Consider the following 23,538-nt stretch of genomic DNA (forward strand, 5'->3'; position numbering starts at 1 on the left):
ACAAATGACCAATAACTAAACTTCAGATTTCATTTCATCTATTTCAAATAAAGACACAATTACTCCAGCTATGGGAATAGATATAAAAACACCTAATAATCCTGCTACTCTAGCCCCTACTAGTAAAGCAAAAAACACCACTACAGGATTAAGATTCAGCGCGCCTTGCATAATTCTGGGCGCAATCAAGTTGTCTTGTATCTGCTGGAGGACAATACAAGCTATTAATACTTTGACTGCTAACCAAACACCTTGAGACAACACGAATAGAGTAACTGTGCTTACTCCTAATGTTGCTCCTATACCAGGAATAATATCAACAATTCCGACTATTATTGACAATATCAAAGCAAAAGGTACTTTTAATAGTAAAAATACTAGAAATGTTGAAATTGTTAAAAATGCGCTTAATAGTAACTGACCTCTAAAAAATCCCAGAAAAGACTTTCTAATTATATTGGTAAATCTATTACGACGCTGTTTTGGAACTATTTTCAAAATAAAGTTCCATAATTTGTCTCCATCTAATAGCATGAAAAAAGCCACAACTGCAATCAAGATAAAAGTGACAAAGTTCGTCATGAACCCTTGTAAAATAGCTAAACTATTAACAAGACTTGATACAGCCTGATTCCGCAATTGTTCTTGAATAAAACTTAAATCTATTTGTAAATTACGGTTTCGTAACAAACCTTCTATTCCCTCTAATAAAGGTACTAAAGAATTTAAAAATGCAGTGATACTATCAATTAATTGTTGTCCTTGAGATAAAACCGTTAAGCTTACAGTAATTATCAGACCGCCTATAATCACAATACTGAGCAAGAAAACTACACCAACAGCTATACCGTGGGGCAAAAAACGCCGCAACCCTTGTACAGGATAACTGAGCAAAAAAGCTAAAATTGCTGCAAATGTAAAAATAACAATGACCGATTCAAAATAAGCTAAAAGTTGTACAATTGCCCAGCCAGAAGCAACCAAAAGCAAAAATCGAACTAATGCTAGATTATTTAATCGCTCCCAAAAACTCTTGGCTTCAAAGCCGCTCATAATAATTCATAATTTATAGCTCGTAATTAAGACTTGAAAAAAGCTATTTGTTTAGTGGGATAAACTTGCCCACCCGACAAGATTGATAATTTATTTGTTGGAAATCCCTTAGTTAATTACTAGAGCGAATTGACTTTAAGATTAGATCAACCTAATAGCGATCGCTACCTCCCAAAAGCATATATCTGTAGTTTCTCTAGGTTCATCGCCCTAAATCATGCATTTCGTTGATGACTATGGCACACTTTTGTGTTAGAGTTTCCAATTCCTCTTTATTACTGGAATTAGGAGCATCAATCAAGTTACCAATTCTGACTGTGATCGGAACTGCACGAGGTAGGGACGCTCCTTTTTGTAAAATCCCTTCAGTACCCCAGACACTCACCGGCAATATTGGCGCTTTTGCTTTCGCCGCTAGCAACAGTGCGCCTCTTTTGGGGTCTGTAATGCGACCATCTGGGGTACGAGTACCTTGCAAGAAAACACCGACAGCCCAACCTTTATTGAGATATTCTAGGGCGGAACGGATGGCATTGCGATCGGCATTTCCCCGACTCACTGGGTAAGCACCATACAATTTAATCGCTTGCGCCAAAACGGGGATATTAAATAACTCTTCTTTCGCCATGTACGCTACCGGACGACGTACACAATTAGAGACAATCGGCGGATCGAAATAACTAGCGTGATTACTTGCTACTAATAGAGGCCCTGATTTGGGGACATTTTCCGCACCATAAATATGGCCCTGAAAATAAGCGTGAAGCATGGGGCTGACGACTGACCATTTAAAGGCGTGGTAAAGTGCCAGACTGATCAACGGTTCGCGGTTTTTGTCCACAGAAGATAATGCAAATCAAACTGAATTTAGCATACGCGATCGCAACACCCAGATCAAACGCAAAAAAGTTAAAGATGCAAATCAGCAACGCACGCCTACAGAAATTGCTTCACATCCCAACACAATTTGGATTCATACTTGCTTGGTATCTGAAAACCAAATCAAGATTGCGATCGCAGAGAATGGTCTTGGAGTTGCAGACACAAATTTAACTAGGTTATTTAACCTTTTTTTGACAACTAAAGATGTGGGTAAGAGATCCAGCTAAAAAAATTAAACAGGTAAATCAGTAGCACTCTGAATGTTTTGTAAAATCAAATCAGGGGTATTACGTTTAATCAAGCCAGTTAATACTTTACCAGGGCCAATTTCCATTACTCGCTCGATACCGTTGGCTGGTAATTGCAGACAAATTTCTCGCCATCTTACAGAACCAGTCATTTGTTTGTTCAGGCGTTGTTTTAAAATCTCGGCATCAATAGATGCAGTTGGCTCGACATTAGACAGCACTGGCACAATCGCGGGTTGAAATTCCACAGATTCTAAAATGTCTTGAAATTCCGCAGCTGCTGGTGCTATTAAATGTGAATGAAATGCTCCAGAAACTTTTAGGGGAACCGCACGCTTTGCTTTAACTTGAGTCATCAGCGCTTGTACAGCCTCAGTCGTGCCTGAAATTACCACTTGAGCCGAACTGTTATCATTTGCTATCACCACATCAGGCGTTTGGGAAATAACTTTTTCTAACTGTTCGCGGTCAAAGTTCATCAAAGCTGCCATCATCCCATCAATGGAACTATCCATGAGTTCTGCACGACGTTTCACCAGATATAAACCAGCCGACCATTCAAAGACACCTGCTATATAAAGGGCAGTATATTCTCCCAAACTGTGGCCAGCAACTAAATCTGGCTGGTGTCCTCGCTCTCGAAGCAGGTCAGCAAGAATGCTTTCAACCACATAAAGACTTGGTTGAGTATACAGCGTTTGTGATAACTTCTCTTCTTGAGTTTGACAAATTTCAGTTACAGACCAGCCCAAAATATCCTCAGCTTTGGCAAGCTTGTCTTTAGCGGACGGTATATCTAGTAAATCCATTCCCATTCCCAGCGTTTGGGAACCTTGTCCGGGAAACACCCATGCAGTTTTTGTCATTTGTCAATAGTCAGTGGTCATTGGTCATTGGAGACTGGGGATTAGGGACTGGGGATTAGGTACTGGGGAAGAGTTTCCCAATACCCAATACCCAGTCCCCAATCCCTATCTTCCCCATTGAAAGATTGCCGCGCCCCAAGTAAGACCGGCACCAAAGCCGGATGTAGCAACGATGTCATTGGGTTTAATTTTACCTTGTCGTACTGCTTCATCTAAAGCTAAGGGGATGGAAGCAGCTGAGGTATTGCCATACTGGGCGAGATTACTTATAACTTTATGTTCTGGGATATTCAGGCGTTGGGCAACGGCATCGATAATTCGCTGATTGGCTTGATGCAATATCAGCCAATCTATCTGGTCAACGCTAAGATTGGCTTGAAACAAGGCTTTATCAATTATTTCTGGCACTTTTTGGACAGCAAAGCGGTAGACTTCTTTGCCGTTCATCGTAATCGGTTGGTAAGTGCCTTTGGTGATATTTACATCAGTCAGCAGTTCTTGGGAAGTACCTGCATAAGCAAGGTTGAGGTAATGGTTTTGAGTACCATCACTTTTAAGTGCAAATCCTAATAAGCGATCGCTTTTGGCAGCTTGTAACACCACTGCCCCAGCACCGTCACCAAACAATACACAAGTCCGGCGATCTTCCCAATCTACCCAACGAGAGAGGATATCTGCCCCTATTAACAATACATTTCTATAGACACCAGTTCTAATGTATTGGGCTGCTGTAACCAAACCAAACACAAAGCCGGAACAGGCAGCGGTCAAGTCAAAGGCGACTGCGTTAGTAGCTCCCAATTGCGCCTGTACTTGACAAGCACTACCAAACAAATCATCAGGGGTGGAAGTCGCTAGCAGAATCAGGTCTAGGTCTTCTGGTTTAATTCCTGAAGCGGCGATCGCTTGGCTGCTGGCGGCAGTAGCGAGTACACTCAAGGACTCAGATGGCAGAGCTAATCGACGTTGACGAATTCCCGTTCTTGTAGCGATCCACTCATCTGATGTTTCAACTAGTTCACTCAATGTCTGGTTGTGTAGGGAAGTCGCTGGTACTGCCGAGCCGCTTCCAGTAATTGCTACGCCTAAGTTTTGCACTCCTAATCTCCCAAGCTATCAGCTTTTTGTCTTTTGTCTTTTGTCAGTTGTCCTTTGTCATTTGTCCTTTGTCATTTGCCAGTTGTCCTTTACAAATGACCAATGACCAATGACCAATGACCAATGACTAATGACTAATGACTAACCGCTCTCGCGCTCTAGGATATATTGGGACTGAATTCGTTGTATCACCTGATTGTCAACAGCTTCTTTTGCCATCCGAATTGCATTAAAAATTGAAGGTGCTTGAGAGCTACCGTGACCAATAAAACAGACTCCTGCCACGCCTAGTAGTAAAGCACCACCATGTTCTGCGTGATCCATTCGCTGCTTAATCCGCTTCAAGTTGGGTTTTAAGAGTGCGGAACCGATTTGACCGTGCAATCCTTGGGGTAATTCTTCCCGCAGAATTTGCAGAATCACTTCTCCGACGGCTTCGGCAAATTTTAACAGTACATTGCCTACAAAGCCATCGCAGACAATCACATCAAAGTGACCGGAAAGTACATCACGCCCTTCAGCATTGCCAATAAAATTAATTTGGGAATTTTCGCGTAGCAGTTGGTGGGCGCGGACGGCTGCATCATTGCCCTTAGAGTCTTCTTCACCGATATTCAGCAAACCTACTTTCGGTTCATCTGTACCCAAGACATACTTACTGTAAGCCGATCCCATAACACCAAACTGCTCTAAAAACTTGGGGCGGCAATCTACATTTGCGCCAACATCAAGTACCAGCACTGGCTTACCAGCAATAATTGTCGGAAAAACTGTCCCGATCGCTGGGCGATCGATTCCTGGTAATCGTCCTAAGCGCAGCAAAGCTGATGCCATAGCGGCCCCAGAGTGACCTGCCGAAAATACGGCATCTGCCTTTTGTTGCTTGACTAAATCCATCGCCACATTGATAGAAGCCTTGCGTTTGCGTCTAACTGCATTTAAAGGCTCCTCATCCATAGCGATCGCTTCTTCAGCATTCACGATCTCTACCTGCCCTAAACTTGTTTTTGATGGCAAGGCAGCTTCTATTTGTTGGGGATCGCCAACTAAAAATATATCTACACCCAATTCTTCTCTTGCTCGCAATGCGCCAGCAACGATTTCACCAGGTGCATGATCCCCTCCCATTGCGTCAATTGCGATCCGTACGCGAGTCGATCCCATTGCTCACAGCTTCTAGAAACCTTACAAATTTTACCAGATGGCAATGCCCGAAAAAGCTTAATTTTCTGACCGCCAAATTAATTCTGTTACTATTGCAACAATTTTTACTGGCAAGCTCAAGATAGCACGAATTTGGGGATTGGGCATTGGGGATTGGGCATTGGGGATTGGGCATGGGGAAGAGACAAGGTAGACAAGGAAGATGGGAGAGACAAGGGAGAGGCTTGTTCAATAATTCCCCATTGTCCCCAGTCCCCAGTCCCCAGTCCCCAGTCCCTACTCCCCAATCCCTAATACCCAATCAACTAGCGTCCGAACGCCGTAGCCAGTTGCCCCTGCGCTGTTGTAGCCATTTTCTTTATCTGTCCACACTGGGCCTGCAATATCTATGTGCGCCCAAGGGGTTTGTTTGACAAATTGCTTGAGGAAAAGGGCTGCGGTGATTGCACCACCTGGACGCGGCCCTGTATTTTTCATGTCCGCAATACCTGACTTTAACCCTTCAAAATATTTTTCTTCCATTGGCATCCGCCAAATCTTTTCTCCTGAAGTTTGGGCAGCTTTTTCGATCTGGGAAGCAACACCATCATCGGGAGTGTACAAACCAGCAATATCGTCACCCAAGGCAATGACGTTGGCACCAGTCAGGGTGGCTAAATCAACGATCGCATCTAATCCCAATTTTTCGGCATACACCAAGGCATCTGCTAAGGTCAAACGTCCTTCTGCATCGGTGTTGTTCACTTCAATTGTTTTGCCGTTTGATGCTGTGAGAATGTCTCCAGGGTGCATGGCATGACCGCTAATCATGTTTTCGGTCACTGCGGAGATGAAGTGAACTTCCGAATCCGGCTTAATTTGAGCAATTGCTTTTGCTGCGCCGAAGGTAGCAGCTGCACCCCCCATATCCATTTTCATGGTTTCGATGCCGCTACCAGCACCTTTAATGTTGAGTCCGCCGGAATCGAAGGTTACACCTTTACCAATAATTGCTAATTTCTTTTTGGGTGTACCTTCTGGCTTGTAAGTTAGGTGAATGAATTTCGGTGGCAAATCGGAAGCTTGGGCTACTCCTAAAAATGCGCCCATACCTAACTTTTCACAGTCTTCTCGTTCTAGAATTTCTAGTTGTAAACCGTATTCTTTGGCGATCGCTTGAGCAGTTTCCGCTAAAGTAATTGGTGTTACCGCGTTGGCTGGTGCTGCCACTAATTGCCGTGCCAAATTTACCCCAGAAACAATTTGATTGGCGCGGGTTATGGCGGCTTCTTGTCCGCCGAAACCCAGTAAATCTATACTTTCTATTTGTGAACCTTTCTCTTCTGGTTCAGATTTAAAGCGAATATCTTGGTAAAGTGCTAATTCCACACCTTCTGCGATCGCTTGGGCACTCGCGGCTGGATCGTTGTTCCACAATGGAAAACTAAAACCCAAAATTTTGCTTTTTTGCTTTTTTCCTACCCTGGCTACAGCAGCAGCAGCACGGCGCAGAGTATCTAGTTTTAACGCTTCTGGTTTGCCTAAACCCACTAAAATCAATTTCCGCACTGGGCTATCAGCATTTACACGGGTGAAGATTGTACTGTTGGCTTTACCTTTAAATTCTTCTTCAGTAATCAGTTCTTTTAAGACCCCAGAAAACTTTTGATCTAAAGTAGCTAGTTCTCCGGTTAACTCTACTGCATCTTCAAATAATCCAATTGCCAAACTATCGCCCGCCCACTCTAGTAAAGGCTTATCACTAGGTTGAATTGTCATTTTGGGATTTTCTGTAAATATTCCTTCTTGTACCAGTATTGCTCAAAATTCTGGTTTCATGGTGAGGGGAGTGGGTATTGGGCATTGGGCATGGGGCATGGGGCATGGGGCATCAAGGGTTAGTAAGTATAAGTTAACGAATTAGTATAAATAGCACTCGTTAATGAGTCTTTGATCCTCGTGAATCCACCTCAGAACTCCGTTAACGAGTCTTTGATCCTCATTAATCCACCTCAGAACTCCGTTAACGAGTCTTTGATCCTCGTGAATCCACCTCGGAACTCCGTTAACGAGTCTTTGATCCTCATTAATCCACCTCAGAACTCCGTTAACGAGTCTTTGATACTCGTTAATCCACCTCGGAACTCCGTTAACGAGTCTTTGATCCTCGTTAATCCACCTCAGAACTCCGTTAACGAGTCTTTGATACTCGTTAATCCACCTCAGAACTCCGTTAACGAGTCTTTGATCCTCGTTAATGAAGCTATAATCTCCATTCTTTTACCTGACTTTTCGCGTTATATGGAAAAGTCCACTAAAAACCTAACCCCCAACCCGTGGCGGGAAGGGGGAAAATTCAAAGTCTCTCTCCTTTTAGGAGAGAGATTTAGAGAGAGGTTTTCCAGATGCCGTGAAAAGTCAGATTCTTTTACGTCCTGCTTCTTGTCCCATGCGCCATGCCCTATGCCTCGATTTTATTTGTATCAATATTAAATTTACGGGCGATCGCTGCGATTATTTCTTGTTCGTGTGGTGTAGTCTTATTGTCTAGCTGGGCAATTTTTTTACACTGAGCCAGCAAGGGTATGGCAAAATCACGATTTAGCTGATTGAGCAGTATATCTAAAGATTTAGGTGATTTGATATTTTGAGCAATCGCATCCAACGAGGTAGGACTGAGTTTTACAGCTTGTAATTCTGGCAAAATTTCTTCTAAAGTCTTGTCTGGATGACTAGCAAGGATCATGTGAACTAAGATTTGATCCATGACTGCTTCTTGAGCGATCGCACTTTCTAGATACTTTTCACTTTCGGCTTTTAATGTTGCTAATGTCTGTGGTGATGCTAAGGAAGTTGATTCATCCAGCTTGGTTTCGTAAAATCGACAAGCAGCATACCCCAATGAATAGATCATCGTTGCATTGGAACTAGCTGCAATCACTGCACCCGCCAAGGGCACATTTCGCAGCAAGCCTAATCCCGCAGCTTTCAACAAACGCCCTCCACCCAAAGCCAACCCAAAGATTGCCAAAATTTCACCTTTCCGAGCAGGATCTTTTAAATCTAGCCCGTAGACAGATGCAATTTGATAAAGCATTTCTGACTGCAATTTTGTTGTGGCTGTTAAATCAATTGCCAACAATGCCACTGCTATTCCTGGCAAAATACTAGTGGTTAGTCCAACTGTGGCTGCTTTAGTTGATTTTTCCACCATGATTCGGTGAGCAAGCTGGCTGGGTGATTCATTTGGATACTGTTTTTTAAGCTTGTTTACCGCCGCTTCTGCTTGTTCTAAATTAACAAGGTTACTATCGTTAATCAGCCAATTGAGATTTAAGACTCCAGATAGTTTTCTAATCAGCCAATTTTCGCTGAGACGATTTACAACCTGACCGCTGGTTTGAGTTGTTTGCTCAATAAACTTGTGTGTTTCTTTTGCTGTCGCTTCTCCTACCTCGATTGCTGTGTCTAAAACTGCTTGGCCAGTCTCAGCAACAGTTTTAATCAAAGACTCTACTATAGACGGTTCATTTTCTACTGATGATTGAGTCTGGATTTTTACTTCTGAAGTTTCTCTGGATGAATTAACTAATTTATTCACCTCTATTTCTTGGAGTTTGTCTGCCATAGTTTGACACCATCTTGTAAAGCCTCTCTTTTTTGGTTGTAGCGAAGTTTGAGGGGCTTTGACATCTCTCGATAAGTACAATTTGTCAGAGCAAATAAGAATGATTCTAAGCTTTAACTATAGACATAAGATGGATGACAGAGGTTATGATTTTACCACTGATAACCTAATGTCAACAACACTTTGCCTTCTAAAATAGTGAGTATTTCTGGAGTCAGAATGCCCAGTTTTATTTGCAATCTTGTTTTATCAATTACCCGCAATTGGTGGCAAAGAGCAACTGAATCCCGTTCTAATCCACCTTCACCACTTTGAATTAATAAACAGGTTGGCAAAGATGCACGACGCAAATTTGTTGTTAGAGGAATGGTGATGATGGTGGTGGAAAATTCGGCGACAATATTATCTTGAAAAAGAATAACTGGTCTTGTGCCTCCTTGTTCAGAACCCTTAGTAGGATCTAAATTGGCTAGCCATACTTCACCTCGTTGAACCCTCATTTTAAATCTTCTTGTGTAAGTAGTTCTGCATATTCATCTAATCCTGCCTCCGCTAGTTGACGATCTTCCTGGGCAAATTCACTGTAAAGAGCGGCCATTTGATTTTTATCTATTTGCCAGCTAATATTTCTGCTGCGAAATTTGAGGAAGGCAATAAAATCACTAACTTGTTTGAGTTGTTCTTCATTCAATTTGTCTAATTCCTGGCTGAGGAACTCTTTGAGAGCAATCATTTAAGAGTCTCCAATAAATATGTGTTTAAGCTTTTTAAGGATGCAAATCTTATTTGAAGGTGACGAGATATTAAATGTACTTTACTTTTCCTTCTTATCAAAGAAAGCAAAATTGAGGTTGTGAACTCTCTGAATTTATGTGTAGCACACTTTTTACTTATTAACTCTACCTGTATCAGCTTTACTTTCTAAAAAGTCGTTATCCTGAAGAATTTCATAGAGATTAGTATCTTGCTCTAGCAAGCAAGCGTGTCCACAATGGGGCAACACTACAATCTTTTTATTTGGTAAGATGTTCCCTATCCGGTTGACTTCGCTTACAGAAGGCAAAAGGCGATCGCTAGCACCAGCAATCAACAAAACTGGTTGAGTTAGACGCCTTAACTTTTCCTCATCAACATGAAAGTCTCGCAGTAAAGATAACCGCCAAAGAACGGTTTCTGACGGGACAGAACGCATCGTTTTTAGCAGATCGTGGCGATCGCTCCGAGAAATGCGTGACAAAGATGCTAAAAATGGCAACAAGCCTAGTGCGCCAATATCATACAATCCTGATGGCACTAGGTAAGTTAATTGGGATGCCCAACTTAACCAAGGGCGAAGCTGAAAGGACGAAGCTGGGTTAATTAGGATAATTCGCCTAAATAAATGGGGTGCTTGGATTGCCACTTTCATTGCCAAGCAACCACCAAAGGACTCACCGCACAGGTAAACTGGTCTTTGAGAGCTTTTTTCTAATTCAGCATCGATCAAGTCCAATACACTTTTAGTTAGTACATCCCAAGTGTTAAGGTCTTTGCGGGGGAGCGCCAAACAACGGACATCAAAGCCAGCTTCTAATCCAGCAGTTTGCGATCGCAATAGTTGACCAGTTCCATCCATTCCTGGCAAATATACCAAAAGTGGATACTCTGGCTGTACTCGTTTAGGAGTTAGAAAACAAGGATTTAGCTCAACTTCTGTGATAGTCATTGGTCATTAGTCATTAGTCATTTGTACTGAGCGTAGTCGAAGTATTGGTCAATGGTATAAAACTTTTGGACTGTCGATCGTTGCTTTCAAATAAAGTTCGGTGCTTCTTACCTAAAACAAACGTCCTTTTAGAGCAAGACATTGAAAGTCATAAGAACAATCCAAAATCCAAAATTGAATGGCTCTAATAGCAACCTTGACGCAGTAAATTGCTAATTTCGCCGTGACAGTGTTCTGTCAGTTCAGCCACAACAGTTCTGGCGTGTTTGCCATGATATTTTTTATGATGTTGGGGCGTAATCCAATAAGGACGACCGATTAACACCGCAACTCGACGATAAATTACCAAGGGATGCCAACCATTTTGATTAAATAAAGGTTCTGAAGGGTCAAATACACTTAAAAGTCTTAATGGAAAGCCATTGGTGTTTACTTCTTCTAAGGATGCGATCGCGATCGGCAAAATAGCTAAATCCTGCACATTCGCTCGTAATGCCAAATGGGCAAATCCGCGCTGAAACTCACCCACGTGGTTGGGCTGAGTAAATTTCACCATTGGTGCAGTCCCTTCTGGAAATACTCCCACCATCTGCTTGGACTGTAATAGCAATTGTGACTGCGAAAAAAAGCTTTGCTGGCGGTTTTGAGTTTCTTCCAAGGGAAAACACCCCAATTGACCGGTGACAATCTCCCGCATGACTGGAACTTGTCCCATGTAGTGATGGCAAGCAAAGCGAATCGGACTCGATAACGCCGCCATTAAAATCAGTGCATCCATAAAGCTGCGGTGATTGCTGACTACCAAGACGCTCGCATCCTGGGGAATGCGGTCTTCGTAATAGCGGAACATTTGCGTTGAGAATGCCGCCACCAAAGCGCGAGAAATCTCTAGGGGGCTATTTCCACTCATACCTAATCAATATATCTTCCAGTAAATATGGCAATTTGTCTTAATTTAATTTTTACATTTCTTTACTATCGCCATGACCGTCTTAAGATAGAAATATCTAATCTACAAGAGTAATTAGATTTTCTGCATTCTCAATTATGTATTCTTGAACACAAGAATATCTAATATAAACTATTCAAAAAAATTATGATTAGTTAGTTTCCATTTTTTAGGTAAAAATGAGTTTAATTGATGCGTATTAAAAAACGATTCTGGACTTGATAAACTTGCTAGTATGAAGATGTTATTGGAAAAAATGGTAATAATATTGTATAATTACCTGGTTTTGCCGACAAAAGGTAAGATGTAAAACGTTTTAATAAGTTAATTTTTATTTTGTATGAATCTAGTGAAAAAAAAAGAATTTACATTTGCGCTGACCACACCCCTATATTATGTAAACGATGTCCCCCATATAGGCAGTGCTTACACGACGATCGCAGCTGATGTATTGGCGCGATTTCAGAGATTACTGGGATATCAAGTATTACTAATTACAGGTACAGATGAACATGGGCAAAAAATTCAGCGATCGGCAGAAAGTTTAGGCAAAGCACCACAAGAGTTTTGTGATGAAATTGTCCCTAGTTTCGTGAGTTTATGGCAATTATTAGATATTCAATACGATCGCTTTAGTCGGACTACTGCGCCTCATCATCAAGCGATCGTGAAAGAATTCTTTGAGCGAGTCTGGGAATCTGGTGATATTTACCAGGGACAACAACAAGGCTGGTACTGCGTATCCTGCGAAGAATTCAAAGAAGAACGGGATCTCTTAGAAGGACACCGTTGCCCAATTCATACTAACAAAGAAGTGGAGTGGCGAGACGAACAAAACTATTTTTTCCGCTTATCCAAATATCAAAATAAGCTGACAGAATTTTATCAATCTAAACCGGATTTTATTCAACCAGAAAGTCGGCGCAATGAAGTTCTCAGCTTTGTCAATCAAGGACTGCAAGACTTTTCCATTTCACGAGTGAATTTAGATTGGGGTTTTCCTGTACCAGTCGATCCTAAGCATACCCTTTATGTCTGGTTTGATGCGCTGCTAGGTTATGTCACAGCATTGCTTGAAGCAGATGCAGAACCGACTTTAGCAAATGCTTTAGAAACATGGTGGCCGATTAACCTGCACCTAATTGGTAAAGATATTCTGCGCTTCCATGCAGTTTACTGGCCAGCAATGCTGTTGTCGGCTGGCTTACCCTTGCCAGAGAGAGTATTTGGGCATGGCTTTTTGACTAAAGACGGGCAAAAGATGGGCAAAAGTCTGGGTAACACCCTTGATCCTGTGGCGTTAGTTCAGCGCTATGGTAGTGATGCCGTTCGTTATTACTTCCTTAAGGAAATCGAATTTGGCAAAGATGGAGATTTTAATGAAGTAAGGTTCATTAATGTTCTGAATGCAGATTTGGCAAATGATTTAGGTAATTTGCTCAATCGCACCTTGAGCATGGTGAAGAAATACTGCACTGAGAATAATGTCCCATCAATCGGCAATGAAGGCATTCCTGACGAAAATCCTTTGAAAGCAATTGGTTTACGTCTAGGGGAACAGGCAAAACAAGCATACCAAGAGCTAGCTTTCAGTCAAGCCTGCGTGGTCATACTTTCACTGGCACAAGCCAGTAATAAGTTTATTGATGAACAAGCTCCTTGGTCATTATATAAACAGGGACAGCAGGAGTCGGTGGAAAAGGTTCTCTACGCAGTTCTAGAATCGGTTAGACTGGCAGCTTATCTGCTATCCCCAATTATTCCGAACATCAGTAGCGATATTTATCAGCAACTGGGCTTTGGAATAAACTTTAACGATCGAATACAAAGTTCAGTTAATGCTCCTTTTGCCACTCATGCTACATGGGGATTACTATCGAGCAAACAACAGTTGGGTAAACACCAACCTGTTTTTCAGCGAATAGAACCCCCGAAAAACGATTAGTCCTTATCAAACTCTGATTTTGTTCAATTTTTTTATTTTCTCACAAAATTTATCGTGGCTCAATTTAAATTAGCCGCGGAACATTATCATAAGCCGCTGTGACTAGCATCTAAAAGTTGGTAATTTGTATCAAAAATAACAGGAATAAAAATTGAGGTATCACAACAATGTTGAATAATTTGGAAAACGATTCAATATTTACGCCAGAACAAGTTTTGGAAAATCGGGGTAGGGTCGCCATATTTATTGATGGCTCAAATTTATTTTACGCGGCATTGCAACTAGGGATTGAAATCGATTACACGAAGCTATTATGTCGATTAACAGGAGGTTCTAGATTACTGCGTTCTTTTTTCTACACTGGTGTAGATCGGACAAACGAGAAGCAACAGGGGTTTCTGCTGTGGATGCGTCGCAATGGCTATCGAGTCATTGCTAAGGATTTAGTCCAGCTACCAGATGGCTCTAAAAAAGCTAACCTGGATGTAGAAATAGCAGTAGACATGATGGCACTTGTAGATTCTTATGATACCGCAGTTTTAGTTAGCGGTGATGGGGATTTGGCTTATGCAGTAAATTCAGTCAGCTATCGTGGCGTGCGGGTAGAAGTTGTCAGCTTGCGTTCGATGACCAGTGACAGCTTAATTAATGTAAGCGATCGCTACATTGATTTAGAAGCGATCAAAGAAGATATTCAAAAAACTCCTCGCCAAAGCTATCCATACCGGCCTTTATCTGGGATCGGTTTTTTGGAAGACCCCAGAAGTAGTGATGGACACCTAGAAATCCAAGAATAATGGCGTATCAATTTCATAAAAGAGGGAGATGGGGAAAGAGAAAAATGCAAGATTTCTCCTCCACTCCCTCCTTTCTTGTTTTACCTTTGACCTTTTTATTGGTATTTGCTTTAGTCGCCTGTGGGGGTAAATCACCTCCAGCTTACCAACAAAATACTGCTGATTCATCTAACAAAGATAGCAATTTGACTTTCTTTGATGTCACCTTAGAACAAGCAGATGAAGTGGGAAGACCAATTTGGAAAGTCAGGGCTAAAACCGCAAAATACACCAAAGAAAAACAAATTGGTCAGGCTGAAAGTCCTTATGGTGAACTATATCAAGATGGCAAAATTGTTTACCAAATTAAGGCAGATGTAGCAGACATTGAACAAGATGGGAAGCAGTTGTTTCTAAAAGGTAAAATATTTGCCACAGATCCTAGTAATGGGATTGTGTTGCAAGGTAATGAATTAGAATGGCGTCCCAAAGAAGATTTGTTGATTGTTCGTAACAAGATTAACGGCAGCCATAAAAAACTACAAGCAGTAGCGCAGGAAGTGCGAGTTAAAACCCGCGAACAACGGATGGAATTTTCTGGAGGAGTAGTAGCAAATTCTATCGATCCCCAGATGCAAGTGAGAACTGAACATTTAATCTGGAATATTAAAGAAGAAAAACTGATTGGCGATCGCCCTCTAGAAATTGACCGCTACAAAGATAATAAAATTAGCGATCGCGGTAAGGGTAATTCTGCCGAAGTCAACTTAAAAACAAAAATTGCCACTATCCAAAAGAATGCTCAACTAGAATTACTAGACCCACCAATGCAAATAGCTAGTAACTCTATGACCTGGAACATGAACGCAGAAACTGTAACTACAAACTCACCTACGCGAATGTTCCAGCGTGCTGAAAATGTCACAGTGACAGCCAATCAAGGTGAAATGAAAATACCGCAAAAAACCGTTTACTTAAAAGGTAACGTCAACGCCGTTGGTCAGCGTCGCCAGTCTCTAAGATCCAATACATTAACTTGGTATTTAGATAATAAGTTAGTTGAAGCTCAGGGAAATGTTGTTTACCGACAAATTGACCCACCATTAAATTTTGTGGGTGAAACAGCAGTTGGTAATCTGCAAACAGAAAATATTGTTGTCAAAGGTGGCAGTTCTAGCGGTAGGGTAGTAACGGAGATTATTCCCCAAGAAAGAGCCAATCGTCAGCAGTAAAGTTAGGGTGAATGGGGCCTGCCTTCACTCGTAAGTTTTGGGTTAGTCGAGTACTAGACTAGGATCTTAGTAATACAAGCCTTTTGATAGCCCATGAATGGATCAAATCGATTAGGTAAAAAATCCTTGCCAACATCCCAGCAAGCAGAACATTCTCACTATCACGATACAGACCACGAGCATACAGATAGTACTCATGGGACTGGAGAGTTGGCTCATCCCCACATCCATAGCGAAGAGTCTTTACGGCGAATTGTCAATCGATTATCGCGTATAGAAGGACATGTTCGTGGTATTAAGGCAATGGTTGAGCAAAATAGCCCTTGTCCTGATGTTCTGCTGCAAATTGCCGCAGTGCGGGGCGCATTGGATCGGGTAGCGCGAATTGTTTTGGATGAACATTTAACTGAGTGTATTGCTAGAGCCGCACAAGAGGGTAATATTGACGTTGAAATTACACAGTTAAAAGCTGCTTTAGATCGATTTTTACCTTAAAAATAAAAAATTAACTCGGATGAAAAAACATTTTATAGAGATGCGAGATTTAGTATATTGAACGAGGCAAAGTCTTCTTCATGCCAAAATTAATGCAAATGTCCCAGAGGATGTTTGGAAAGTATTAAACGCAACGGGGATGACACCCTAGATTTCCTGGAGGTAACAGCACCGATAGCAATTTCCATTGTTCATCGGTTAAGTCTGTTGGATATGATTTAGAAATGCCTCAAGTAATACTGTCGCATTTTTATCTACTGACAGAATATCGTTACTTAAGCTTTTTTTGACTTTCCAAACATCCTCTGAGAATTTATGGTGGGATTACTATCAGAGTAAAAATAATGTCAGGTAAATGTTATGAGTAAGGTAAAAAATAAATTTTTCTCTCAATGGCTTTCTATTGCTACTGAAATTAATCACTCTTTACCAAATGTGCCTGTATTAAACTGCCCAAACTGTCATCAACAAGAAGTAGATTTTCAATTTGTAGGAGATTTGCAAACTAGAATAGGCTACATAGCAATATGGTGTCCATTTTGTTTACATGGAATACATCTTTCAAGAGTGCTTATTCCTGCTTTACTTGAAGCTAATTCTTTTGATATATCCATAGAAGAAGTTTCAAAAAGAATTCCAAATTTTACCCATGTAGAACCTTAAAATAATAATTGTCATAGCCGGGCTATTTGATTATAAAAAGTTGTTTGAGTGTGTCTAAACCAAAAGAGCATTTGGGCTTGTGCCATATTTTTCAACATCTGGTCGTGGTATAAAATGAAAAGTTAGACCAGCATGTAATTTACACATATCTTCCAAAAATGACTTTAAAAAAATATAAATTTAACTATTTTTTTAATTTAAATATTAACAAACCTCTAATTATTTTCTTACATGGCTTTATGGGAAACATTAATGAGTTTGATGAAGCCATAAAATTGCTAGCTGAAGATTTTTCTTATCTGATTATTGACTTACCAGGACATGGTAAAACTGAAGTTTTAGGAGGTGAGGAATACTATAAAATAGAAGCCACCGCTAAAGCAATAATTAATTTATTAGATGAATTAAACATAGATAAATGCCACTTAATTGGTTATTCGATGGGTGGAAGATTAGGTTTATACCTAACTCTAAATTTCCCAAAACGTTTTATTAAAGTCGTATTAGAATCAGCTTCCCCAGGTTTAGCGACAGAAGCAGAACGATTAGAACGAGTTAGACGTGATGCTCAAATAGCTAGAAAATTAAGCAGAAGCATTATTCAAACTGATTTTGCTGCTTTTTTGTCAAATTGGTACAATCAACCAATTTTTGGTTATATAAAAAATCATCCAGAATACGATCGCATGATTGAAAGTCGGTTACAAAGCAACCCACATGAATTAGATAAATCATTGCGCTTGATGGGAACTGGATGCCAACCTTCTTTATGGGAGAAGCTACAAGAGAATAAAATTCCCATGCTTTTACTAGTTGGTGAATACGATCGAAAATTTATATCTATTAATACAGAAATGGCTAAAATATGTAAATTTGCACAGCTAAAAATAATTATTAATGCCGGACACAATATCCACTTTGAAAATACTTTGGCATTTGTGGAAAATATCAAAAGTTTTTTATCCGCAGCAAGTTAAAAATTACGATAATCTTACTACTTTTTTACTGCCTTGCTAGAAGGAGTTGGGGATGGTGTCAATTTTGGGGCCGATCGTTGATTCGCTGCGGTTAATTCCTCTTGCAACATTTTCTGATAAACTTTAGGCAAAGAGCTACTAACAGAATTAGTTTCTATACCATATCCCAGACTTGTCCAAGTGGGAGAGAGTCGCCGCAAAACATCATTTAATTTTCCCTGACGCAACAGTTGCGAAATATTAGTTCCCCAAACTTTAGAATCATTTAACCAACGGTAAACTACTACATCTTGATATTCTGCTTCAAAACTATAAGTAGTCCAAAACATCATTCGCATCGGCTTTGGGTGATAAAGAGGAGCTAAACGATACCAAGTAATGTTGATAATTTGATATCTGCCAGCAGCGGTAGAACAATTTCCTGTATTAGGGCCTGTGACAATTGTGACGCATATCTCAGGATGTCGGCTAAGGTCGTTGACTTGCTGTCCCCCATACAACAGCGAATAGGGGCGGTTTCCACTAGCCTCACTTGCCGAGATAGTTCGCATTAAAGCGCGGATATAAGGGTCGCCCTCTTTCATCACCAAAGGCGGCTGTTTATTTTCAAAGATGGGATCGGGAGGCGATCGCAAGTCTCCAATATACCATTGCAACAAATACACAAAGCCGAGAAGCGCGGCTATTGGGCCAATAAGTTTTTCAACACCTTTGAATTCAAAGCCTTTCAGAGTCTGACTCCTTCAAATTCACTCTTTTTGCTAACAAAAATCACCGACGAACTGATTCGAGTAAAGTTCACACCTGATTGTTAGTTATTATTTCCGATTTGCTCATTTTTTGAGAAATTAGCAAAAAAGAGTATAAATACAGGAGTTTGTAAGTAACTGAGGTACAAAATGCCGGACTGACGCATCAAATATAAAGAGTTTCTACCTCCTGCCTTAAAATCCGTAGCTTTGTACTTCATCTAAAAGAAAACTACTGTAAGTATAACAACCGAGAGACTCGCAAAAATCTCGAATAAGTATAAAGTCAATTGATTATAGTAGCATCTGCTCTCAGTAATAATTGCTTCTTTGCTCAAATCGGGCGATAGGTCGATACAATCTCATTGCGAAGGTTTTGATTTAATTTGACACCAATGCCCAACTGCGATCCCCAATAAAAAGTCTGTATTACGACCGATTGAGAACTGCGAACCGTGAGATTGAGTATTTAATGATACTAATTTTAAAAAGAATGCGACAGATACATAGGGACATACCTTTGTTCTGTCTGGCTTTCTTAGAGCTAATTTGTGAAATCAAGTAAAGTACTTGTCTAATAAGGGTTTCAATAATTTAAATCAATCCAGATTTATTCGCTGAAATTCAGACCTAGTAATGAGTTGAGTACCCTTAAAATTTTCTTTACGAATCAGCTCTTAATTTTGAATTGGTATGAGTCTGTTCCTGTAGCCCCACATCATTTTTGTATTTTAAGATACCAAGAATTTCCTGAAGACACTGGAGATAACAAATGTTACTGTGGGCTAGTTGAAAACCAAGAGGCAGATTAGCCTTTATCAATATTGAATCTGCTTTGTGTTTTTACACAATAGTCATAGTCATGGGCACAATATTCAAGTAGCTTGAAATATGAAAATCACTCATATTCACCACCAGTTTGAAAAACTATGGTTAACCGTTTTACTTCCGTGAGTACTGCTCTCACACTTAAGGTAGTTGGAATAATCTGCATTTTGTCGTTTTTCGTTGACTTTTTGATTCTGTTGTTACCCTTTCAACCCACCGATCGGGTATGGCAAATCAATTTGGGAACAGCGCTTGTCGATCGCGGAATTGTCCCTCTAGTCGGTTTGGGGCTTTTGTTTGCTGCCTATTGGATTGAGAATGCCGATCCAGCAAGCGATCGCCCCCAGGGTATCGACTTAAGATTTCCCGCCGCGATTATCTCCAGTATTTTAGGGTTGATGTTCTTGCTGATTTTTCCCCTGCACTTAAATAACGTCAATCAAGCCAAGACTCAAACACTCAACCGAATCACCCAGGAAGCAGATCAGGCAGAAACTCAACTGAACACTCGCTTATCGCAATTGCAAGCACAACTGAATACTGAGCAAGGAAAAGCGCAACTAGATCAGCTGCGAAACCAAACCAAAGCTCAGTTTAGTGAAATCCTCAAAGATGACCAAAAATATAAGCAAGCAATTGAAAGTCCTCAAATTCCCGCAAATATCAAAGAGTTACTCAAGAAGGCTAAAACAAATCCCCAAGTACTTGACAAAGCTATCGAACAACAAACAGATGTTCAAACGCTGCAAACTCAACAACTAAGCCAAGTTCGCCAGCGCCGAGACGAAGCACTGCAACAAGCTAAAGATACTGCTTGGAAATCTGGACTGAGGATTGGTATTAGCAGTTTGCTATTGTCCATTGGTTACATTATCATCGGCTGGACAAGCTTAAGAGGTAGGGGTGCTGTACAAGGTGGTAAACCTAGAACTGCCGCACGCTAATCCACTATTGGCATGGCAGTAGGGAGTATCCAAAAATTATTGACGGCTGATACTGCCATGCGCCTAATAGCTAATAACAATAAAAAGACAACGATCGCTGAGTAAAATCGCTATAAAACTTGAGTAATGTTCTCAATTTACATACTGACATATAACGAAGAACTAGATATTGCTGCTTGTATCGAATCGGCGATGTTATCAGATGACATCATTGTTGTGGATTCATGCAGTAGCGATCGCACTGTGGAAATCGCCAGTCGCTATCCCATCCGCGTTGTCCAACACGCTTTTGAAAGCCACGGACGCCAACGCACCTGGATGTTAGAGTCTATCCCCCCGAAGCATCAATGGGTTTACATTCTCGAAGCTGACGAGCGCATGACACCAGAATTGTTTGCAGAATGTGAAAAGGCAAGTCATAATCCAGACTACATCGGTTACTATGTGGCTGAACGCGTCATGTTCATGAATCGTTGGATTCGCTACAGCACACAGTATCCGCGTTACCAAATGCGACTCTTCCGCCACGGTAAAGTGTGGTTTACAGACTACGGTCATACTGAGCGAGAAGTTTGTGAGGGTGCAACTAGCTTTTTAAAAGAAACATACCCACACTACACTTGTAGCAAAGGTTTGAGCCGCTGGATTGACAAGCACAACCGTTATTCTACGGATGAAGCTCAAGAAACATTGTATCAGCTAGAACAGGGTAAAGTTAACTGGCAAGATTTATTCTTTGGTAAATCGGAAGTCGAAAGACGGCGTGCCCTGAAAGATTTGTCTTTGCGTTTGCCTGCTAGACCGTTGCTCCGGTTTGTATATATGTATTTTATCTTAGGCGGATGCTTAGATGGACGCGCCGGAGTCGCTTGGTGTACATTGCAGGCATTCTATGAATACCTGATTTTGCTCAAAGTCTGGGAAATGAAATATCTACCAAAACCTAATTTAGATACAACAGCGATTTTGGTAAAAGAGAGTACACAACAGGTGCAGTGTGCGGATTCTGAAACTACACAGGTTGATGCGGCGTGAACAGGGCTGAAAATCCTTTTGATTTCCAGTAAAATCAGCGATCGCAAAATCATATGGTGCACAGATGTGCTACACAGATCCTTGACTTCGTAAAAGTTGTCAGGGATCTTGTTTTTTATGAATCAAGACTAGATAAAAGGCAATACAGTTCAGTTGGACTTTGGAACCAGAGTTTTACCCTTAACTGAACGTATTGAGATAAAAGGGACTTCCAAATAAAAAACATCCCAAATTTTCTAGTGGGATGGGTGTCCTCATCTGTATTCAGGGCAAGCAGAATACTTACCCCACAAGATGGATAATTTATTTCTTAGAAATCCTTAACAAATTAATATTTTTAATAGAACATTTTAATAAAAGCCGCTCCTGTTCAAAAGTGAGTGACTGAACAGATAAACTAATAAATTATTTTATCCAGTAGTACTTGCACAATCATCAGCAGCTTTTGATTAAGCGCGGTACATTAATAATATCTAAGAACTTGCAACAATCATTTACAAGTCTTATAAAGAAAAGTAATATCCTCTAAGAATAAACAGTTGCGATCGGATTGGTGAATGTCTATGTGTATGCTTATAGGAAAATAGCTAATTTCCAGCAGCAAGTACGTGTTTTTGCGACAGCAAGCAACTTGCTAGCGTTTTAGACAGTTGCTTGCGGCAAAAACTGCCAAAGTTAAAGCCTTCGGAATTTGACGAATCTGCTGGTATGGATACGAATAACAAAAGTTCCTCTAGCTTAAAACAGGAGAATCGGGGCTTGGTAATCGATCGCCTAAAACAGGACTTAAAAAACGACCTGATTGCTGGTTTATTGGTAGTAATTCCCCTAGCAACCACTATCTGGCTGACAATTACCATTGCTACTTGGGTAATCAACTTCCTCACCCAAATTCCCAAACAATTGAATCCCTTTGATGGGTTAAACCCAATTTTAGTAAATATACTTAATTTATTAGTAGGATTGGCTGTACCTCTACTAAGTATATTGTTGATGGGATTGATGGCTCGGAATATAGCTGGGCGATGGTTGTTAGATTTTGGTGAGCGATTATTACAGGCAATTCCTTTAGCAGGACAGGTATATAAAACTCTCAAACAGCTTTTAGAAACAATACTAAAAGATTCTAATGGCAAGTTTCGTCGGGTAATTTTGGTAGAGTATCCCCGCCGAGGAATTTGGGCGATCGCTTTTGTGACTGGTGCAATTAGCAGTGATATCCAAGCCCAGATGTCTCGCCCCGTGCTAAGTGTTTTTATCCCTACCACCCCAAATCCAACTACCGGATGGTACGCAGTTGTTCCTGAAGAGGAGGTAGTGAACCTCTCCATGTCCATTGAAGACGCCTTTAAAATAGTTGTATCTGGTGGCATTGTAGCCCCCAATACGTCTTTGGTTTTCTCCAAAGAGTCTACATTGGAAGTGAAACACGACGAAATCAAGCAGCAGGTTATTCCCATTGAAGAAACTTAAAATCAATCTGGCATAGTCACAAGCAAATGCGTAATGTTGTTGTTTAACTGTGCCAAAATTGATAGGCTTGTAAGTTTGTCTTGCTTAGTTAATCAGTTCTCGCACAATCACCCCTCAGTTTTATGCAACCTCGTAAACCCCAGCAAATTGCTCGTGAATTGGCGCTTTTAAGCCTTAGCCAATTGCCAGTCAACCCAAAGAAATTAGATAAATTAGAAGACGATCAACTAGTATCCAAGTTGGTGCTAGGAGCAGTACGTACTCTGACCTCAGAAGTACAAGATACCCTCGATAATGCCGCAGGTGAACTGCAACGCAGTAACGATCGCCTCTTAAGTAGCCAAACTCGGGCCTCCGACCTCAATACTGCCAGAACAATGCTTCAAGAAGCGATCGCCTGCACTCAGACAGCAATCAATCAGTTGGGTACAGCAGTTGATTTCCCAGTATTGATTCAGTTAGCTAATCAGGACAAGGGAGTTCGGAATTACGCTAAAGAGCTTGTGATTACCGTCAACGAAAATCGACACATTATAGATGAACTCATTTCTGCTGCCTTAGTAGATTGGCAAGTAACTCGCCTCGCTCAAATTGACCGCGATATCTTGCAAATCGCTGTGGCAGAAATGAAGTTCTTAGGAGTTCCAGACAGTATCGCCATCAACGAAGCTGTGGAGCTAGCCAAACGCTACAGTGGAGACGATGGCCATCGCTTTATTAACGGTGTTTTGCGCCGAGTCACTGAGCAGAAAAAAACTGCGTAGTACTGCTACGGAATTAATAATTTTTATACTGCTGTGGAGAAAAGTCTGTAGCCGCTTCTGCGGCTTCCTCCAAGCGGAACCCTTC

General features: G+C 41.0%; 23 protein-coding genes. 11 read left to right on the forward strand and 12 right to left on the reverse strand.

Translation table 11 applies throughout. The features are described 5' to 3' along the window. Nucleotides 1-15 precede the first annotated feature (15 nt). Together RMZ95_RS19275 and RMZ95_RS19280 are read right to left on the reverse strand one after the other, a co-directional pair. Complete coding sequence (locus RMZ95_RS19275) at nt 16-1,053, reverse strand: AI-2E family transporter (RefSeq protein ID WP_322682260.1); 1,038 nt, start codon at nt 1,051-1,053, stop codon at nt 16-18. A 202-nt stretch (nt 1,054-1,255) separates the two neighbouring features. Beyond that, nucleotides 1,256-1,894, reverse strand: a complete 639-nt coding sequence (locus RMZ95_RS19280) for a lysophospholipid acyltransferase family protein (protein WP_322682259.1) — start codon at nt 1,892-1,894, stop codon at nt 1,256-1,258. On the opposite strand from RMZ95_RS19280, the gene RMZ95_RS19285 reads away from it, so the two are divergent. Further along, nucleotides 1,887-2,162, forward strand: a complete 276-nt coding sequence (locus RMZ95_RS19285; RefSeq protein WP_322673326.1) for a hypothetical protein — start codon at nt 1,887-1,889, stop codon at nt 2,160-2,162. The genes RMZ95_RS19280 and RMZ95_RS19285 overlap by 8 nt on opposite strands. A 5-nt stretch (nt 2,163-2,167) precedes the next feature. On the opposite strand, the gene fabD is transcribed toward RMZ95_RS19285, so the two are convergent. The 9 genes from fabD to RMZ95_RS19330 form a co-directional block, all read right to left on the reverse strand. Continuing rightward, on the reverse strand, nt 2,168-3,049 hold the full coding sequence (fabD, locus tag RMZ95_RS19290) for an ACP S-malonyltransferase (protein ID WP_322682258.1): 882 nt from the start codon (nt 3,047-3,049) through the stop codon (nt 2,168-2,170). 105 nt (nt 3,050-3,154) lie between these two features. Next, entirely contained in the window at nt 3,155-4,147 is a 993-nt protein-coding gene (locus tag RMZ95_RS19295; RefSeq protein ID WP_322682257.1) for a beta-ketoacyl-ACP synthase 3, read from the reverse strand. Between the two features lie 141 nt (nt 4,148-4,288). Beyond that, complete coding sequence (gene plsX, locus RMZ95_RS19300; protein ID WP_322673323.1) at nt 4,289-5,311, reverse strand: phosphate acyltransferase PlsX; 1,023 nt, start codon at nt 5,309-5,311, stop codon at nt 4,289-4,291. 276 nt (nt 5,312-5,587) lie between these two features. After that, nucleotides 5,588-7,069, reverse strand: coding sequence for a leucyl aminopeptidase (locus RMZ95_RS19305; protein ID WP_322682256.1), 1,482 nt, complete (start codon nt 7,067-7,069; stop codon nt 5,588-5,590). Nucleotides 7,070-7,751: 682 nt separating this feature from the next. Further along, complete coding sequence (locus RMZ95_RS19310) at nt 7,752-8,918, reverse strand: EcsC family protein (RefSeq protein ID WP_322682255.1); 1,167 nt, start codon at nt 8,916-8,918, stop codon at nt 7,752-7,754. 152 nt (nt 8,919-9,070) lie between these two features. Continuing rightward, nucleotides 9,071-9,418, reverse strand: a complete 348-nt coding sequence (locus RMZ95_RS19315; RefSeq protein ID WP_322682254.1) for a type II toxin-antitoxin system PemK/MazF family toxin — start codon at nt 9,416-9,418, stop codon at nt 9,071-9,073. Beyond that, the gene (locus RMZ95_RS19320) at nt 9,415-9,651 is read right to left on the reverse strand and encodes a hypothetical protein (protein WP_322669845.1); all 237 of its coding nucleotides are present in this window, start codon (nt 9,649-9,651) and stop codon (nt 9,415-9,417) included. The genes RMZ95_RS19315 and RMZ95_RS19320 overlap by 4 nt, the downstream gene beginning before the upstream one ends. A gap of 153 nt (nt 9,652-9,804) precedes the next feature. Continuing rightward, the gene (locus tag RMZ95_RS19325) at nt 9,805-10,623 is read right to left on the reverse strand and encodes an alpha/beta hydrolase (protein ID WP_322682253.1); all 819 of its coding nucleotides are present in this window, start codon (nt 10,621-10,623) and stop codon (nt 9,805-9,807) included. Nucleotides 10,624-10,807: 184 nt separating this feature from the next. Then, entirely contained in the window at nt 10,808-11,533 is a 726-nt protein-coding gene (locus RMZ95_RS19330) for a 1-acyl-sn-glycerol-3-phosphate acyltransferase (protein WP_322682252.1), read from the reverse strand. Between the two features lie 379 nt (nt 11,534-11,912). On the opposite strand from RMZ95_RS19330, the gene metG reads away from it, so the two are divergent. The 6 genes from metG (at nt 11,913) to menH (ending at nt 17,660) form a co-directional block, all read left to right on the forward strand. After that, nucleotides 11,913-13,517, forward strand: a complete 1,605-nt coding sequence (gene metG, locus RMZ95_RS19335) for a methionine--tRNA ligase (protein WP_322682251.1) — start codon at nt 11,913-11,915, stop codon at nt 13,515-13,517. 167 nt (nt 13,518-13,684) lie between these two features. Further along, entirely contained in the window at nt 13,685-14,314 is a 630-nt protein-coding gene (locus RMZ95_RS19340; protein WP_069072029.1) for an NYN domain-containing protein, read from the forward strand. A gap of 44 nt (nt 14,315-14,358) precedes the next feature. Then, entirely contained in the window at nt 14,359-15,525 is a 1,167-nt protein-coding gene (gene lptC, locus RMZ95_RS19345) for an LPS export ABC transporter periplasmic protein LptC (RefSeq protein WP_322682250.1), read from the forward strand. Nucleotides 15,526-15,618: 93 nt separating this feature from the next. Continuing rightward, nucleotides 15,619-16,020, forward strand: coding sequence for a metal-sensitive transcriptional regulator (locus tag RMZ95_RS19350; RefSeq protein ID WP_322682249.1), 402 nt, complete (start codon nt 15,619-15,621; stop codon nt 16,018-16,020). Nucleotides 16,021-16,380: 360 nt separating this feature from the next. After that, on the forward strand, nt 16,381-16,683 hold the full coding sequence (locus tag RMZ95_RS19355) for a hypothetical protein (protein ID WP_322682248.1): 303 nt from the start codon (nt 16,381-16,383) through the stop codon (nt 16,681-16,683). Nucleotides 16,684-16,841: 158 nt separating this feature from the next. Next, nucleotides 16,842-17,660: a 2-succinyl-6-hydroxy-2,4-cyclohexadiene-1-carboxylate synthase gene (gene menH / locus RMZ95_RS19360; protein ID WP_322682247.1), complete on the forward strand. Its 819-nt coding sequence runs from the start codon at nt 16,842-16,844 to the stop codon at nt 17,658-17,660. 17 nt (nt 17,661-17,677) lie between these two features. Here the strand turns inward: menH and RMZ95_RS19365 are convergent, their stop codons facing one another. Next, nucleotides 17,678-18,325, reverse strand: coding sequence for a glycoside hydrolase family protein (locus RMZ95_RS19365; protein WP_322682246.1), 648 nt, complete (start codon nt 18,323-18,325; stop codon nt 17,678-17,680). A gap of 1,013 nt (nt 18,326-19,338) precedes the next feature. Here RMZ95_RS19365 and RMZ95_RS19370 point away from each other — a divergent pair. The 4 genes from RMZ95_RS19370 to nusB all read left to right on the forward strand — a co-directional run bounded on the left by RMZ95_RS19370 (nt 19,339) and on the right by nusB (nt 23,453). Beyond that, nucleotides 19,339-20,181 (forward strand): HpsJ family protein, encoded by an 843-nt coding sequence (locus tag RMZ95_RS19370; protein WP_322682245.1) that lies wholly within the window; start codon nt 19,339-19,341, stop codon nt 20,179-20,181. 126 nt (nt 20,182-20,307) lie between these two features. Next, complete coding sequence (locus tag RMZ95_RS19375; RefSeq protein ID WP_322682244.1) at nt 20,308-21,216, forward strand: glycosyltransferase family 2 protein; 909 nt, start codon at nt 20,308-20,310, stop codon at nt 21,214-21,216. A 708-nt stretch (nt 21,217-21,924) separates the two neighbouring features. After that, on the forward strand, nt 21,925-22,689 hold the full coding sequence (locus RMZ95_RS19380; protein WP_322682243.1) for a DUF502 domain-containing protein: 765 nt from the start codon (nt 21,925-21,927) through the stop codon (nt 22,687-22,689). Between the two features lie 122 nt (nt 22,690-22,811). Further along, on the forward strand, nt 22,812-23,453 hold the full coding sequence (nusB, locus tag RMZ95_RS19385; protein WP_292787087.1) for a transcription antitermination factor NusB: 642 nt from the start codon (nt 22,812-22,814) through the stop codon (nt 23,451-23,453). Nucleotides 23,454-23,538: the final 85 nt, after the last annotated feature.

Source organism: Nostoc sp. DedQUE07 (assembly GCF_034530975.2).
Lineage (GTDB): Bacteria > Cyanobacteriota > Cyanobacteriia > Cyanobacteriales > Nostocaceae > Nostoc.

Coding starts and splice junctions, on each gene's coding strand:
- fabD (WP_322682258.1), bottom strand. CDS start 3,049: ATGACAAAAACTGCATGGGTGTTTCCCGGACAAGGTTCCCAAACGCTG.
- menH (WP_322682247.1), top strand. CDS start 16,842: ATGACTTTAAAAAAATATAAATTTAACTATTTTTTTAATTTAAATATT.
- RMZ95_RS19375 (WP_322682244.1), top strand. CDS start 20,308: ATGTTCTCAATTTACATACTGACATATAACGAAGAACTAGATATTGCT.
- RMZ95_RS19340 (WP_069072029.1), top strand. CDS start 13,685: ATGTTGAATAATTTGGAAAACGATTCAATATTTACGCCAGAACAAGTT.
- metG (WP_322682251.1), top strand. CDS start 11,913: ATGAATCTAGTGAAAAAAAAAGAATTTACATTTGCGCTGACCACACCC.
- RMZ95_RS19350 (WP_322682249.1), top strand. CDS start 15,619: ATGAATGGATCAAATCGATTAGGTAAAAAATCCTTGCCAACATCCCAG.
- RMZ95_RS19310 (WP_322682255.1), bottom strand. CDS start 8,918: ATGGCAGACAAACTCCAAGAAATAGAGGTGAATAAATTAGTTAATTCA.
- RMZ95_RS19325 (WP_322682253.1), bottom strand. CDS start 10,623: ATGACTATCACAGAAGTTGAGCTAAATCCTTGTTTTCTAACTCCTAAA.
- RMZ95_RS19370 (WP_322682245.1), top strand. CDS start 19,339: ATGGTTAACCGTTTTACTTCCGTGAGTACTGCTCTCACACTTAAGGTA.
- lptC (WP_322682250.1), top strand. CDS start 14,359: ATGCAAGATTTCTCCTCCACTCCCTCCTTTCTTGTTTTACCTTTGACC.
- RMZ95_RS19315 (WP_322682254.1), bottom strand. CDS start 9,418: ATGAGGGTTCAACGAGGTGAAGTATGGCTAGCCAATTTAGATCCTACT.
- nusB (WP_292787087.1), top strand. CDS start 22,812: ATGCAACCTCGTAAACCCCAGCAAATTGCTCGTGAATTGGCGCTTTTA.
- plsX (WP_322673323.1), bottom strand. CDS start 5,311: ATGGGATCGACTCGCGTACGGATCGCAATTGACGCAATGGGAGGGGAT.
- RMZ95_RS19330 (WP_322682252.1), bottom strand. CDS start 11,533: ATGAGTGGAAATAGCCCCCTAGAGATTTCTCGCGCTTTGGTGGCGGCA.
- RMZ95_RS19355 (WP_322682248.1), top strand. CDS start 16,381: ATGAGTAAGGTAAAAAATAAATTTTTCTCTCAATGGCTTTCTATTGCT.
- RMZ95_RS19380 (WP_322682243.1), top strand. CDS start 21,925: ATGGATACGAATAACAAAAGTTCCTCTAGCTTAAAACAGGAGAATCGG.
- RMZ95_RS19320 (WP_322669845.1), bottom strand. CDS start 9,651: ATGATTGCTCTCAAAGAGTTCCTCAGCCAGGAATTAGACAAATTGAAT.
- RMZ95_RS19275 (WP_322682260.1), bottom strand. CDS start 1,053: ATGAGCGGCTTTGAAGCCAAGAGTTTTTGGGAGCGATTAAATAATCTA.
- RMZ95_RS19305 (WP_322682256.1), bottom strand. CDS start 7,069: ATGACAATTCAACCTAGTGATAAGCCTTTACTAGAGTGGGCGGGCGAT.